The organism is Bacteroides mediterraneensis (assembly GCF_025993685.1).
GTDB classification, from domain to species: Bacteria; Bacteroidota; Bacteroidia; order Bacteroidales; family Bacteroidaceae; genus Phocaeicola; species Phocaeicola mediterraneensis_A.
Window position 1 is genome coordinate 1,290,454 of the sequence record NZ_DAJPEN010000001.1, and the last position, 13,805, is coordinate 1,304,258.

Annotated in this window: 13 protein-coding genes and 2 pseudogenes; 3 read left to right on the forward strand and 12 right to left on the reverse strand. The window is 46.0% G+C overall.

Going from position 1 to position 13,805, the window contains the following annotated elements; genetic code table 11:
• Positions 1 to 18 precede the first annotated feature (18 nt).
• From OIM59_RS05105 to OIM59_RS05125, 5 genes are all read right to left on the reverse strand, one after another.
• The gene (locus OIM59_RS05105; protein WP_303895494.1) at positions 19 to 1,254 is read right to left on the reverse strand and encodes a hypothetical protein; all 1,236 of its coding nucleotides are present in this window, start codon (positions 1,252 to 1,254) and stop codon (positions 19 to 21) included.
• Between the two features lie 242 nt (positions 1,255 to 1,496).
• Positions 1,497 to 3,134, reverse strand: coding sequence for a B12-binding domain-containing radical SAM protein (locus tag OIM59_RS05110; protein ID WP_303895495.1), 1,638 nt, complete (start codon positions 3,132 to 3,134; stop codon positions 1,497 to 1,499).
• Between the two features lie 130 nt (positions 3,135 to 3,264).
• The gene (locus OIM59_RS05115) at positions 3,265 to 4,203 is read right to left on the reverse strand and encodes a ribose-phosphate pyrophosphokinase (RefSeq protein WP_022353719.1); all 939 of its coding nucleotides are present in this window, start codon (positions 4,201 to 4,203) and stop codon (positions 3,265 to 3,267) included.
• A 91-nt stretch (positions 4,204 to 4,294) separates the two neighbouring features.
• The gene (locus OIM59_RS05120; RefSeq protein WP_299169431.1) at positions 4,295 to 4,903 is read right to left on the reverse strand and encodes a thiamine phosphate synthase; all 609 of its coding nucleotides are present in this window, start codon (positions 4,901 to 4,903) and stop codon (positions 4,295 to 4,297) included.
• A 96-nt stretch (positions 4,904 to 4,999) separates the two neighbouring features.
• Positions 5,000 to 5,281, reverse strand: a complete 282-nt coding sequence (locus tag OIM59_RS05125) for a hypothetical protein (RefSeq protein WP_299169429.1) — start codon at positions 5,279 to 5,281, stop codon at positions 5,000 to 5,002.
• A gap of 527 nt (positions 5,282 to 5,808) precedes the next feature.
• On the opposite strand from OIM59_RS05125, the pseudogene OIM59_RS05130 reads away from it, so the two are divergent.
• Positions 5,809 to 6,207: pseudogene (locus OIM59_RS05130) on the forward strand (PD-(D/E)XK nuclease domain-containing protein); the annotation flags it as partial.
• Here the strand turns inward: OIM59_RS05130 and OIM59_RS05135 are convergent.
• On the reverse strand, positions 6,158 to 6,598 hold the full coding sequence (locus OIM59_RS05135) for a hypothetical protein (RefSeq protein ID WP_303895499.1): 441 nt from the start codon (positions 6,596 to 6,598) through the stop codon (positions 6,158 to 6,160). The pseudogene OIM59_RS05130 and the gene OIM59_RS05135 sit on opposite strands and share 50 nt — an antisense overlap.
• A gap of 190 nt (positions 6,599 to 6,788) precedes the next feature.
• Here OIM59_RS05135 and OIM59_RS05140 point away from each other — a divergent pair, with 190 nt between their 5' ends.
• Both OIM59_RS05140 and OIM59_RS05145 read left to right on the forward strand, forming a co-directional pair.
• Positions 6,789 to 8,906, forward strand: a complete 2,118-nt coding sequence (locus tag OIM59_RS05140) for a hypothetical protein (protein WP_303895501.1) — start codon at positions 6,789 to 6,791, stop codon at positions 8,904 to 8,906.
• A 115-nt stretch (positions 8,907 to 9,021) separates the two neighbouring features.
• Positions 9,022 to 9,708: a hypothetical protein gene (locus OIM59_RS05145; protein ID WP_303895503.1), complete on the forward strand. Its 687-nt coding sequence runs from the start codon at positions 9,022 to 9,024 to the stop codon at positions 9,706 to 9,708.
• Positions 9,709 to 9,739: 31 nt separating this feature from the next.
• Here OIM59_RS05145 and OIM59_RS05150 read toward each other — a convergent pair.
• The 6 genes and pseudogenes from OIM59_RS05150 to OIM59_RS05175 all read right to left on the reverse strand — a co-directional run.
• Positions 9,740 to 9,931: pseudogene (locus OIM59_RS05150) on the reverse strand (GNAT family N-acetyltransferase); the annotation flags it as partial.
• A 106-nt stretch (positions 9,932 to 10,037) separates the two neighbouring features.
• Positions 10,038 to 10,514 carry a hypothetical protein gene (locus OIM59_RS05155; RefSeq protein WP_303895504.1) on the reverse strand — a complete coding sequence of 159 codons (477 nt, stop codon included), beginning with the start codon at positions 10,512 to 10,514 and terminating at the stop codon, positions 10,038 to 10,040.
• Between the two features lie 145 nt (positions 10,515 to 10,659).
• Complete coding sequence (locus tag OIM59_RS05160) at positions 10,660 to 10,923, reverse strand: DUF4377 domain-containing protein (protein WP_299169419.1); 264 nt, start codon at positions 10,921 to 10,923, stop codon at positions 10,660 to 10,662.
• A 264-nt stretch (positions 10,924 to 11,187) separates the two neighbouring features.
• Positions 11,188 to 11,607 (reverse strand): hypothetical protein, encoded by a 420-nt coding sequence (locus OIM59_RS05165; RefSeq protein ID WP_299169417.1) that lies wholly within the window; start codon positions 11,605 to 11,607, stop codon positions 11,188 to 11,190.
• Between the two features lie 590 nt (positions 11,608 to 12,197).
• The gene (locus OIM59_RS05170) at positions 12,198 to 12,644 is read right to left on the reverse strand and encodes an N-acetyltransferase (RefSeq protein ID WP_299169415.1); all 447 of its coding nucleotides are present in this window, start codon (positions 12,642 to 12,644) and stop codon (positions 12,198 to 12,200) included.
• Positions 12,645 to 12,789: 145 nt separating this feature from the next.
• Complete coding sequence (locus OIM59_RS05175; RefSeq protein WP_299169413.1) at positions 12,790 to 13,680, reverse strand: DUF4377 domain-containing protein; 891 nt, start codon at positions 13,678 to 13,680, stop codon at positions 12,790 to 12,792.
• Positions 13,681 to 13,805 lie beyond the last annotated feature (125 nt).

Consider the following 13,805-nt stretch of genomic DNA (forward strand, 5'->3'; position numbering starts at 1 on the left):
TATAGGGATGAATGCGGGTTACGAGTGCGCCGGGTAAATCTTGGCATACTCGTACTGGTGGTACAGGCCGAACTCGTCGCTGATGCGGAGGCGGTTTTCGTAGAGCGACACCATCTGGCAGAACAAGGTGGTGCGTTCCTGCTCGTCCACCTCGCGGGCAAAGGTGTAGTGCATCAGGTAGTGGAAGAGGTCTTCTTCCGGAGCCGAGGCATCGTTCCAGCGGGCCTGCGCCTGTGCCTGGATATAGTCGCCCAAGGTCTCTTCCAGGTCGATGACCTCCTGGTACATGGCCGGCGATTCCATGTCTTCTTCGCTGAAGGCCCCCGCCTCGTGGCTGCGGATAATCTCGCGGTATTGCAGGTTGTGCAGCACCTTCAGGATGACGGGGCGTGCCTCGTCGGTACTCAGATAGGGCAGTGACAGCTTGAACGAAGACGGCACGGTGCCCTCCAGCAGCACGGAATGTTCCTTGTCGAGCACCTCCGAGAGGTTGCTTCGCGACCGCAGCTCGAACTGGTCGTGCAGGTACTTCACCTTCCGGATTTTCTCTACCAGTATCACCTGGCTCTTGATTTGGTTCAGGTAGTTGATGATGTCCTGCTGGGCCCGGATGAGGCTGTGGGCCGAGAGTTGGAGCTCACTGCGCAGTTCCAGCAGGATGCGGTTCAGCTCCTCGTCGGTAGCCTGCTGGAAAAACCGCCGTTCCTCGTGCAGGATGAGGTTTTCGGTGGTGTCAATCAGCTGCTGGATGTGAATCCGTTTCTTGTCGAGGTTCTCCAGCTTGGCAATCTTTATCTGGTAAGTCGGTTCGTGCTTGAAGGCATTGTCGATGCTGCTCTGCAGGTTCATGATGTTGCGGAGAGTGGTACGCGCAATCTTCTGGAACGTAATCTTGATGTTGCGCACATAACTCTCCTTGCGCGAGACAATCTGCTCCTTCTCGTAGTAGTCCATCAGTTCGTGCAGATAAGCGATGTTCTCGTCGATGATGGCCGTGTTGATGTCCTCGTTCGCCTCGAGGAGCAGTTCGAAGAAGTCGAGAAAGCGGGCATCCAGTTCCACGAAGTTTCCGTTCTGGCGGATGACTTCCTTCTCTATGAGCAGTTTCAACCGGTTTTCATCGTCCTTGAGCAGTGCCAGTGCGTCGGAATAACGGAAACTGAGCGTCTTTCGCTTCTCGAACATTTCCGTAAGCAGTCCCCTGGCCGCCGCAATGGTATTGATAATTTCGTGAATCGATCGGAATATATACATAGTCTAGTTGAAAATTCGGGCAAAGTTATAATTTGCCCGCCAATTTTCCTAATGTTCCGGGACGATTTTCCCCCTCTCTCGGGGTGCTTTTCAGGGAGTTTACAGACGGTTCCTGTCTTTTTTTGCCGATGCGAGTATGCTACGCTTGCCAAGGCTTGACCCGGTCTGTGGTCTTTCATGAACCGTATTCCGGCACGCTACGGACACGGGTAAGCGTATCGTATGGGGGCGAGAGGTGGTTTTTATTCCTCGCTCACGGCTGTAAACACCGGGCGGAGTTGCTGGCTTTCGGTCTCGAAGCCATACCAGTAGCAGCGTCTTTCTTCGGGGGCGGGGAGCTTGCACAGGCGGAGGTCGTCACGGTAAGTGCCCGTGCAGACCGTCCACATTTCGGGCGGAGTGACGTGCTTCGTGCGTACCCGTTCGGCCGGTTCCTTCTTGAGCGACATGCCGGCCTCAATCCAGGCCCGGCTCATGGCCGTCAGGAAATGCGGATAGTGTGTCTTGCAGAACTGGTAGAGCAGGATGCCCCGGCGTTCCAGTCCCATGGGCTGGTCGATGACCCCGATTTGAATCAGATGGTTCAGGAAGCGCGTCAGGAAGTCGGGTTCTTCCACAATCAGGCGGCGGGTGACTTCCTGCCAGGCCGTTGCGTTGTAGAATCCGTCGAGCAGGCGCGAAAGCTGGCGGGCGGTCTGTAACTCGTCGGGAGTGATTTCGCGGGTCTGAAGCACCTCGTAGGGCGGCAGGGTAGAGTAGCAGATGCCCAGCTCCTTGGCCCGGCGCCGCATCTCCGTGCCCGGCAGCAGCTTCAGCGATTCCAGCTGGATTTCTCCCGCACGGTATTCAGCCAGCGTGCGTACGTCGTCGAAAATCTGCGACAAGTGATAGAGCGGCAGCCCCGCAATCAGGTCGGCATGCGTCTCCATGTTGTCCAGTGAGCAGAGGTAACGCAGTCCTTCCAAGGCATCGGAAAGTTTCCCGGCCCGTCGGCTGACGGTCAGTACTTCCTCGTGCAGGCTTTGGATGCCCGCCTCCAGGTGAAGCAGTCCCTTGGGCATGGAAGCCAGTTCCCGTTTCAGTTCCTCCGAAAGCAGGGCCGGATGGATTTCCAGGTGGAAACGCATGTCGGGAAACTCCCGGAAGAGGTCGAACAGGGCCTTGGCCCGGTGGCTCTGGTAGTTGAACGTACGGTCGAGCACCCGGATGTTCCGGATACCCTTTTCGTGAATCAGTCGGACGCGGGCGCGGATGGCCTCGATGGACAGCGTGCGCACCGGCTTCTCTCCTCCGCTCACACAGAATGCGCAGGTGTTGAAGCAGCCGCGGGTAGTCTCCAGTTGCACGAACGGCTTGGTCCAGTTGAAGAACGGGCTTTGTTCGGGATTGACCAGCTTGTCGAACGCCCTGACGCGCGACAGCCCGTTGTCGTGGTAATGGCCTTCCGCATCCAGAAAGCAAAGCCCCGTGACCGCATCCCAGTCGTCCGGCTGTTGCCAGCGGGCGAGCCACTGCGGAAAAGTCTCTTCCCCCTCGCCCCGGAACACACAGTCGACAAAGCGGTTGGTACGCAGGAAGTCCTCGTTGGGCCCCAGAAACTCCGGACCGCCCAGTGCCACGACGCAGCGCGGCAACATGGCCTTCACCCGGCTGATGACGTGCATGAGCACCTCGTGGTTGAAGAGCCAGCAGGTAGCCGCCACGATATCGGGCACATGGCGCACCACTTCCCCGGCCGTCATTCCCGGGTTTTCATTGATGGTAGCCGACACCACTCCCCACTCCAGGGAAGGGTCGTGCATCACTTGGGCATGCAGGGCCGGAAGCGCCAGGGAGGCATGCGCATACGAACTGTTCAGGTCGAGCCAGAGGATTTTCATGGGCAAAGAAAAATCAAGATAAAAGATGCGTAAAGACAAAGGAAAAGGATTTGCAGACCGATGCGGAAACCGGGCTGCAAATCCTTTATCGTATCAGACCATCTCTTGTGCAGAGTGTCCGGTTATATTTTTAAATCAGGTACTGTGAGCTGATAGATTCGTTCGACATCACGCGGCGGATGGTTTCAGCAAACATGTCGGCGATGGACAGCTGTTTTACCTTTGCGCAACGCAGAGAGTAAGGAATACTGTCAGTGAATACCATTTCTTCCAGCTGAGAGTTCTGTACACGTTCAGAAGCCGGACCCGACATGACACAGTGAGAAGCGATGGCACGTACCGAGCGGGCACCTGCTTCCTTCATGATGTCGGCAGCTTTGGTGATGGTACCGGCTGTATCCACCATGTCGTCAATCAGGATGACGTTCTTGTCTTTCACGTCACCGATAATCTGCATGGAAGCTACCACGTTGGCTTTTTCACGTGTCTTGTGGCACAATACCAAAGGCACATCCAGGTATTTTGCGTAAGTGCTGGCACGCTTTGAACCACCTACGTCGGGCGTAGCGATAACCAGGTTTTCCAGGTTCAGCGACTGGATATAAGGAGCAAAAATAGTAGATGCATACAAGTGGTCTACCGGAATGTCGAAGAAACCCTGAATCTGGTCGGCGTGCAAGTCCATGGTAATCAGACGGTCGATACCTGCCACGCTCAGCAAGTCGGCTACCAGTTTCGCACCGATAGATACACGCGGTTTGTCCTTGCGGTCCTGACGAGCCCATCCGAAGTAAGGAACGACGGCAATGATGCTCTTGGCAGATGCACGCTTGGCAGCGTCAATCATCAGCAGGAGTTCCATCAGGTTGTCAGAGTTGGGGAAAGTGGACTGTACCAGGAATACATGCTGTCCACGGATGGACTCTTCATAAGAAACGGCAAACTCGCCGTCCGCGAAGTGAGTAATGTTCATGTTACCAAGTTCACAGCCCAAGCTGTTACAGATTTTTTCTGCAAGGTATCTCGAGTTTGTTCCGGAGAATACCTTAAAAGGTGATTTTGCGCTCATTGTAAAATAGATAATATTGCCTTATTTTCTGCAAAAGTACGCCATTTCTTTAAGCCGGACAAACGTTTCCGGCAGAAAATTCATCGGCGGCTCAGTCGGCCAGCCGTTTCAATTTCCTGAAATGAGCGATAAGTTCCTGATAATTGTAATCGGAAGCCGGGTTGAATTTGTTCCAGAGTCCGCCCAGGATGGCAGCTCCTCCGAAGCCGAAGTCTTTTACCTGGAGGATATTGTCCTCGTCCACACCTCCCAGGGCAATCACCCGCTTGTCGATGATTCCTTTGGCAGCCGCCTCACGGATTTCTTCGGACGTGAATCCCGCATGGTATCCTTCCTTGGAGATACTGTCGAATATCGGACTGAGGAATACGTAGTCGCATATCTTCTTGTCAGCGATGACCTCCTCGAAGGTATGGCACGATGCGCTCACGTGTCCCGAATAATTGTCGGGGACAATCGGGTTGCGGTGGCTCAGGTGGATACCCTTTAGCTTGTATTCCTCCTTCAGGTAGAAGTGGTCGTGTACGACGATACGTTTATGGTATTTTTCGGGAATGAGGGTGAGCAGACGTTCCGCATAAACCGGTGCTGTGTCGGGCTTACGCAGATGGAGAATGTCCAGTCCCTCGTCAAACAGAGTGGTGATTATCTTGTCCTCCTCTACGAAATAGGTAGGGGTTGTTATCAAAATTAACTTCATGCGATTACACAAATTGTGGCGCAAATTTAGTAACCTCTTTGTAATATTCCTAATGCCCGTGGATATTTATTTTCGTAGGGGCTGAAAATCAGGTGCTTATCGGAAAAAGATTCCTAAAAGCAGGAGTAGGAGCAGGGCAATCAGTCCCACATACAAGGTGATTCTGAAGGTCTGTTTGCGGTCGGCCTGTTCTTTTTCCTGTGTCTGTTTCTTTATCTTCTCCAGTTTTTCCACGGAAAGTGTCGGAGGAATTTCCGTGTGGCGGCATTCGCCCATTCGCCGGCGCGTTTCTTTCATACGCTCCCGGCTGCGTTGACGGAGTTCCCTGTTTTCCTTGTCCCTCCGCATCATGTCGTGGATGCATCCTAATGTTCCCATGGCGGTTATTATTTTGTGACAAGACAGGCAATGAACATCAATAATAAAATGAGGGTAAGCCCAATATATCTGTATTTCTTGCTGAAAATTGTAGCGATACATAGAATGGCTATCAATAACCGATAGCAGATACTTCCAAGTGTGTAATTGCTCGTAAATACATTCACGATGGTAAAGGCAGCCATCATGAAGAGTATAATATTAAGGATAATCTTAAAAATGTCGTTTATAATTTCGTGTATGTTCATTGTTCAAGTGTGTTGAATAGTCATTTAAGGTGATGGATTTATACAAAGATAAAAATTGTTCTTGCAGAAAACAAGTGATGGTCCATCTGATTTTTCCATTCCCTGTATTCCGTTCGTTTGAATGTTCGTCTAAAATTACTACATTGGCAGTAGAATCAAAATCCAGTGGTTATGAGCGAGCTATATCCGGTAGGAGTGCAGAACTTTGAGAAAGTGATTTTGGAACGGTTACGAATATGTCGATAAAACTGCCTTGATTTACGAGTTGTTTAACACAGGGAGATTCAGTGCTTCGTGGAGGAAGTGATAGCGGGCAAGGTGGACGATTTCTTCGACCGCCTGAAGACGATGTTTGCCGACATCCCCTACGAGCTGGCGCGCGACCGCGAGGTGCACTACCAGAACATTCTGTACATCATCTTCAAGCTGATGGGCTTCTACGTGCAGGTGGAATACCACACGAGCCGCGGGCGGATTGACCTGGTGCTCCAGACGCAGGACTACGTGTACGTCATGGAATTCAAGCTGAACGGCAGTGCGGACGAGGCGCTGGCACAGATTCGGGAGAAAGGCTATGACGCTCCTTTTACCAAAGACAGCCGCACGGTCTACCGGATTGGCGTCAACTTCAGTGACGAGCTGCGGAACATTCAGGAAGTGAAGGTAGAAGCGCGATGAGTTTTTCCCCATCTTTCGCATACAGATAGACCTTCTTTCCTTTCTGGAGGGTCAGGCATACGTTGTACCACCCATGGCGCGCATTGAACCGGGTGGAGTCATAATGCACTGCTTGTACGATATCGTGTAAGACCAGCGTCTTCAGAAGGACGTAAGGAGTACGTATCTGCAGTATGTCCTTCCCTACGACGTAATAAGTGCGGCTGTGCATCCAGCTGATGAGAATTCCGCTCAGCATATAGGATGAATAAGGATACAGGAAGTCTGCTTCCTCTTTAGGGGATTGGGTGATTAGGTTCAGAAGGCAATAGAATATCAGTCCTCCGAGGACCCACCACAGGATGATGTAGCCTCCATACATCCATCTGTTTTTAAGTCTGAAATTTTCCATCTTGTGCGGAGTGAGAATTATTTATTGTATAATGACAAATATAAAAGAAACAGACGGAAAAGTGTTCCAATACCTGTCCTTTTATTGTAAAATTAGAGTTTTTTCAGAATGTGGTATGATGCGTGACTATCATACAACAATTTTTCTTATTTTTGTTGTTGAGAAGCAGATTGTTACACTACACACAGATATGACAGAAAAAACACAGAAAGCCTTTTGGGGGGTGATGATGTGCCTGATAGGCATTCTCCCCATAAAAGGCGTAAGCCAGACACTCGACAGCCTGTCTACCATCGAGATGAAGGAAGTGGTGGTGAAAGCCTGGATGCACCGTACTGATGCTTCCTCTTCCACTTTCACTCCGACAGCCCGCCAGAAAACTTCCGCACAAAATGCGATAGACCTTCTGAAGCAGCTCGCCATCCCTCAAATCAACATAAACCTGATGGACAATACGGTCACCACGCCTAGCGGACAGAATGTGGCCATCTACATCAACTATATTCCTGCTTCGGCAGAAGAAATGGAGGGAATATCCACTTCCGATGTGCGACGGGTGGAATACCTCGACTTTCCGGCCGACCCGCGTTTCCAGGGAAAGGAACATGTGGTCAATTTCATTGTACAGCAATACGAATACGGAGGCTATACCAAGGCGACCTTGAATGAAAACTTTCTGATAGGCAAACTCTCAAGCCGGGCTTCGGTCTACTCCAAGTTCGTGCATAAACGGATGACCTACGATTTATATGCGGGGGCTTCCAATCACGATATCAGCCATTCGGGCAATTCCGTTTCGGGAATCTACAGTCTGCAGAATGAAGCGGGAGAAGCCTATCGGATGACCCGAAACGAAACACTGGAGAGTGCCCGCCTCAAGTACAACCAGTATCCGGTCACGTTCCGGGCCATCTACGACACCGACAAAATGCAGATAGCCAATACCGTCGGTTTCAATTTTGACCAGACTCCACTGTCGGAAACGAAGGGCATACTGTCGTTTGTTCCCCGACAGAGCACCGATTATTCTTACTATAAAAACGAGCCGTCCACCAGCCGTTATTTTGTCTGGTCGGGTAACTATTATTTCATCCTTCCCCGCGGTTTTGATCTCAGCGTATCGCCGGGCATGAATTATGGTCACACGAATTATTCGTATCTTTATCAGACTTCATTGCCGGGCAGTTCCCGCATTGCGAACATTTCAAGGGAGGATGTCTGGCAGTTCCGGGGAAGTGCCACGTTGTTCAAGAAGATAGCCGACAAGCAGAGTGCCTTCTTGCGGGCATGGTTCGGCTCGACCTCCAACGATGTGAGCTATTCCGGTACATCGCCCTACGATAACGATTTTTCAGACACCTATGCCGGTGCCGCGCTGGGCTATAATTTCTCGAATGCCCGATGGAACGTCCGGGCCGATGCCGCCCTGCAGTGGGAAAAGAACCAGATTAACGACCAGTCTGTGGCGGAAGTCTATCCGCTGCTGAACTTGTCTGCAGGTTTCTCTCCCTCACAAAAATATTCGTTCCGTACGTTCTTCCATTTCGGGGCAAACTATCCCGGGGCCAGTGAAAAGACGCCGAACGTCCTTCAGCAGAACGAGCTGATGTACTATACGGGAAATCCCACCATCGGCCTTTCCCGACAAGTGACCTTCAACCTGTCCTACAACTGGATACCGACGAGCGCCTTCTCTGCTTCGGCATTTATGCAGTACTTTGGCGAATATGACCTGTATGTGCCTGTTTACCAGACTTATCAGGACGGTAAGGCCCTGCTCCGTACGTTTGAGACGGATGGGGCATACAACCGGACACAGATAGGCCTTTCGTTCAATTACAGACTGCTCAACGGGAAGCTGCAACTGGCGGCCTCTCCCTCGGTCTCCTTCTATCGCATGACGGGGCTTTTCGACATTTCGCAGTCCCCGTTCTACTGCAATGCCTCTGCCACTTATTATTGGGGTGATTTTTATTTTCAGGCAGCCTATCAGACCCGAAGCCTTACGGTACAGGGTAACCGGGGCGTAATCTATAAGGACCGTGATTTCTATCAGGTTCTGGCCGGATGGAGCCGTTCCAACTGGAACATCCGTGTCAGCGGAATGAACCTGCTCCGGAAGGACTGGCTGTGTGCCACGAATCTGTTGTCGACTTCTCTCTATTCCGAAACCCAGCTTGTGGAGGGCAACAACTTTCATCAGCGTCTGAATCTGTCGGTCACTTATACATTCGGATACGGCAAGAAGGTGAAACGAGGGAACGAGGTCGGCGAGCAGTCGGGGGCGGCGTCTGCCATTATGAGATAGTGTGATAAAGGGAGAATTTTTTTGCATAGAATCTGCGGTTTCTCCCTATTTAAATTCCCCGGAATTTGTATCTTTACATGCCAATGTCCAATTTCCGATAGCGGTTTTAAATATCATGGTAAAAAAAGAAATAATTGACGACTGGCAAGAGAGATTTCCTATTTTATCTCCTTATACACCTTCTACTTTATATATGAAGGCTGATATCGTTTTGTGGGGATTAAGGATTGATAAAATCTTTTCAAAACAATATCGTATTATCTTCGAATGTTTGCCATTATGGGAGGATTCGATACCGAAAAGAAACATTCCCGTTTTTCACACTGAGCTTTGGGGAAAGAATGGAGCCCAGTTTTTTATAGATTATGCATCTCATGACAGATTGTTTCAAAGTGCTTCTGAGTTTGCCGGGAAGCAGTTTGGGGTATTCTTCAAAGATAAAGTTGCAGCCAGTGATGTATGGAAATGGCTTGGTCAACTATCTTCTTCATTAATCCCGAAACATAATCCGATTAATCTGTACCGTATTTTTGAGTTCAAACTTGCCTTGGCTCTTTTTTTAGATGACAGGAAGTTAATGGATAAAGCAAAAAAAGAGATAGATACAGAAATCAGGTATTGGGATGTGCTGCGTTTTCAAAAGCTATTTTCAAAATCCCCCGACGAATGGCGTGCAGAATTGTATGCAAAGTTTGGAAATCGGGATTCTTTTATCCGGTTGGTCGATTCCAATAGGAAAGATAAAAGAATTATAAGATTAAAAGAAGCTCACTTCTGTATTTCGGGTTTTCCTAAAATATGAATCAAGAGAAACCTTTTCGCAAGTACACCATGTCGGTAAGTTGTTTTCCGTATCCTTTGCGTTGGGAAGAGGGATAAACGGCTATGTTTTTTATTTCGTAGATACTTCCTCCTTCACACGTAACCACAGAGATTGCCCTAAGACCATCATCATAGAGGGCAAACATCTCACCACGTTCCAGGTATTTGTCTATCATGCTCTCTTGCTCATCTGCCAACAACAGCTTTTCTCATTTTACGAGAATTACATCATCGAGGTTGCTTGCTGACATGTCCGCATTTAAGGTGACACGGTTTGTCAAATGATTGCATTGATTCGATTCAGGTGAACTATACGCCTTCCTGCTCTGATATGATGGAGTTCTCTATAAAGATGTCTCTGACAGCCTGAAGCAGTTTCTCTTTTTCGAATTTCTTCAATTTGACCGGGTATTTTAAAGTCTTTAAAAAATCTATGAATGAGAGAGCCAAATATTTAAGACATTCTTCTTTCGTAGTCAACTTAAAATAGCCTTCGAAATCCACCACAAAATCTGCCGTGAGACATTTATACATTCTTACCTCAGGAGTTACAGAACCTCTATATTTCAGAGTTTTATCCTCATAGTATTTAGGACGATGTGCTTGAAAGAATTTACTGAACTTAGGTGACAAGCATATAAGCCTTATACTTATTGTTTCCACTAAATCAGAATTAAACCCAAGTAACCCTTTTGATAGTACGCTCTCAAATGCATAGAGAGCATCATCATAGAAGCTAAGACTAGAAAGTTCTCTGGAAGTTACTATTCCTAATGTTATTTTCATTCTTTATCAATTTGCTTCAGAAACATACAAATATAGTTTTTATAATTGATTTGGAATTATAGAGATGAATGAAATAAGCTACCATCGACCGTTTTTCTCACTTCACGAGAATGGCCTCAGCAAGGTTGGTGGTGTACTGCTTGTCTCAGTCTATTGTATCGAAATGGTTGGTCTGGAATCCGTCTATACCACTGAAAGGAAGTTTTGAATAGCTTGCATTTCCCTCTTCTTTAACAAGCATACACTCTATAGGAGTCTCACTTCCCCAGGGTGTATAAGTATCAGTTTCCGCAGAAACATACATTTTTACAATTTCTACTTTGTCTGTCAGATCATCTTTATCACAATTGATAAAAGTAACAGCAAACAGGAACAACATCAGTACCCCAAATAAATTTTTTGTCTTCATATTGCTTTTATAGAAGTTTGTTTATTAAAAAAAACATTGATATAAAATCCAGCACAATAAAAACAAGGCACTTATTAATGTTTTTTAATTCTATCCCTATTTAATTTGCGAAGTTCTCGGTTTTCTTTGTCCCTCCGCATCAGCTCATTTATACAACCTAAAGTACCCATAAGCTTTTTATTAAGGAGACGCATTTGACTTTGAATAGGAATTGGAATAAAAAAGCGACAAAGTAATTTCTTGCCGCTTTTCTTGTCAGATTAACTAATCAATTCTTGTAAGTTCCAATGTTGACTGATATTGAGGTTTTATATCAACCAGATTGTATTTGAGTATCATTTGGTTTTTAGATATTTCTATCAAACTCCATGGTTGGCTTTTAAGTATAATAGAGTTCTTGAAATAAATGTATTTCCCTTTTATTTCATACGTAAAACCTTCAACTATCGTATATTCCGGATTCTCTGGATCTACGCAATTTATGACTCCTGCATCCTTAGTCTCAAAATTTATACCGACTTCACCATTATAGGTTGGATCAGCTATATTTCCTTTCCAGACCGTTTGATTTAATGATTCCGGTGTAAATTCAAACTGTGGTGTTTGGTCATCATCTTTACAGCTATAAAAGCTAAATACACAAAGGAACAGCATCAGTGTTCCATATAAACTTATTGTTTTCATATAACTATTGTTTTTTCATACATAAAGGTACTATAAAGTATATATGGAGAACAATATATCTTATTCAATTGCAGACTACAAACCAAAATCTCAACATATGTTGAGATTTACTTGTCAAAACTTACCATTTTTCTTATTCTGCTTATGTGGGTGGGGTGTTATTCTCTAGTAAGATGAAACTTCTTTTAGGGAACTAGTTGAAGTAAATCCGGGCTTCTTTTGATAAGTTGTCTGTACCGTTCTTCTGGGGTCAGCCTGTAAAAATCGGCATATCTTGAATAGGTTTGAAAGCACATTTGTTCAGCTGTGATGCGTGCAATATATTGACTTTCCATGTTTCTCTCAAATTCTTCTTTCAGCCTTTCAGAATGGCAAATATATATTCTGCAAGCTGTCAAAGCCTGTATGGAAATCTCAGACTTGATATTATAAAGACATGTGGGATAATCAGCCATAAATTCACCTGCAAAGGAAAATCCTGTATTGTCTCCTTTTGTTCAGTTACATTATAGCTGGTACATGAATGTCCCGTTAAAATCGGGAAACTAGTAGGGGAATCTATATATTTTACAGACTATATCTAACATGAATTATGAGAAGTCTTTCCGCAAGTACACCATGTCGGTAAGCTGTTTCCCATCTTCATGAATAGGTTGGTCATAATTGTCTATGAAGAAGTCTTTCAATCGATGTGAGATACGAAATCCGCAATGCTTGTAGAAAGAAAGAGCAGAAGGCGTATCTCCTGTACCGACAAGCATGACGGAACATTTGTCCTGATAGTATCTGAAGAGATAATCGACCAGCCGTTTCCCGTATCCTTTGCGTTGGTAAGAGGGATAAACGGCTATGTTTTTTATTTCGTATGTACTTTCTCCTTCACACGTAACCACAGAGATTGCCTTAAGACCATCATCATAGAGAGCAAACATCTCACCACGTTCCAGGTATTTGTCTATCATGCTCTCTTGCTCATCTGCCAACAACAGCAAATCCAAGAATTGTTTCTTGTTAGAAGTAATAAGCCTTATTTCCATGTTACTATTTTATAGTTCTGTATTTACTTTTATTTTCCCTATCGTTTTCTGCTTGTCATGTACCCGGCATAGCTCACGGTATGTTTTTTACAAACTTTTTTTGTAAGCTGATGCCCCGGCAAGTTACCCATTCGGAGGTTCTATTTTAGTTGATACCAAAAGTATAAGAAACCACAACCGTTTTTACACCAGCTTCGGGAAATCTGTTCTTATAATGTTCAGTAAGGTCTTTATATAAATACACTGTATTGGGGGATGGCATGAAAGATTTTGATTTGGCTGTACGACCCACAAATACGTCAAATGAAGGATAGTTTGTTTCGTTACCTTCTTCGTCTAAGAATGACCATCCCATAAATCCGTTAACATTCCCTTCCAAAGGTAGTAATTTATAGGATTCAGGCATTTTCTCAGGGTCTTTGTTTTCGCTTTTTATAATACACGGTCCAAGAGTATTACTATCATCTTTTATCGCAATCCATCTTAAAGAAATGTCTTCTCCTCGATAAAGCATATAATGATAGTCCAATGGCAGAATAGAGTTGTTATTCAAATCCTCTTCAATGACTTCTTTATTATCCGCTTCTACCGCATATCTGTACTTTGGTAGAAATTTGTTTTTATAGAATGTTTCCGGAATAAAGTGTTTCGGTAACCCTTCGGAGCCTTTTTTCTCTTTGTATATTATTTCGAGTAAGTCATACTCCGTCCAGGCAGGTTGCCCCATGCTGTGATCCAAATAACTTGTCTCACTAATTCTGATTTTATACTCATATCCCTTTTCAAATTCAAATCCATCAATATATCCCAAGGCTTCCCACTCTTCGGTATTTTCTTTTTTTACTGGATACACTTCTTTAAGATAATTATACCCATCTGACCACATTACACCTGGTTTCATTTCCGATGCGACAGTCAGAACATACTCTTTGTAGTCAGTTATTTTCCTGCCTTCTTCATTTTCTTTATCACAACTGATAAAGGTGAATGTCAAAAGGAACAGCATAAACATTCCAACTAAATTCTTTGTCTTCATATTACTTTGGTTTATAGATTCGTAATTATCTCTTGAAAATTTCTGACAAAATTTATTTTAGCACTTCAAAAAATCGAGATGCGCCTCTAAATTATCGGATTTCTTTTTTATGACCAAGTGTTTTA

Coding starts and splice junctions, on each gene's coding strand:
- OIM59_RS05105 (WP_303895494.1), bottom strand. CDS start 1,254: ATGTATATATTCCGATCGATTCACGAAATTATCAATACCATTGCGGCG.
- OIM59_RS05120 (WP_299169431.1), bottom strand. CDS start 4,903: ATGAAGTTAATTTTGATAACAACCCCTACCTATTTCGTAGAGGAGGAC.
- OIM59_RS05110 (WP_303895495.1), bottom strand. CDS start 3,134: ATGAAAATCCTCTGGCTCGACCTGAACAGTTCGTATGCGCATGCCTCC.
- OIM59_RS05165 (WP_299169417.1), bottom strand. CDS start 11,607: ATGAAAACAATAAGTTTATATGGAACACTGATGCTGTTCCTTTGTGTA.
- OIM59_RS05135 (WP_303895499.1), bottom strand. CDS start 6,598: ATGGAAAATTTCAGACTTAAAAACAGATGGATGTATGGAGGCTACATC.
- OIM59_RS05170 (WP_299169415.1), bottom strand. CDS start 12,644: ATGGAAATAAGGCTTATTACTTCTAACAAGAAACAATTCTTGGATTTG.
- OIM59_RS05125 (WP_299169429.1), bottom strand. CDS start 5,281: ATGGGAACATTAGGATGCATCCACGACATGATGCGGAGGGACAAGGAA.
- OIM59_RS05175 (WP_299169413.1), bottom strand. CDS start 13,680: ATGAAGACAAAGAATTTAGTTGGAATGTTTATGCTGTTCCTTTTGACA.
- OIM59_RS05160 (WP_299169419.1), bottom strand. CDS start 10,923: ATGAAGACAAAAAATTTATTTGGGGTACTGATGTTGTTCCTGTTTGCT.
- OIM59_RS05145 (WP_303895503.1), top strand. CDS start 9,022: ATGGTAAAAAAAGAAATAATTGACGACTGGCAAGAGAGATTTCCTATT.
- OIM59_RS05140 (WP_303895501.1), top strand. CDS start 6,789: ATGACAGAAAAAACACAGAAAGCCTTTTGGGGGGTGATGATGTGCCTG.
- OIM59_RS05155 (WP_303895504.1), bottom strand. CDS start 10,514: ATGAAAATAACATTAGGAATAGTAACTTCCAGAGAACTTTCTAGTCTT.
- OIM59_RS05115 (WP_022353719.1), bottom strand. CDS start 4,203: ATGAGCGCAAAATCACCTTTTAAGGTATTCTCCGGAACAAACTCGAGA.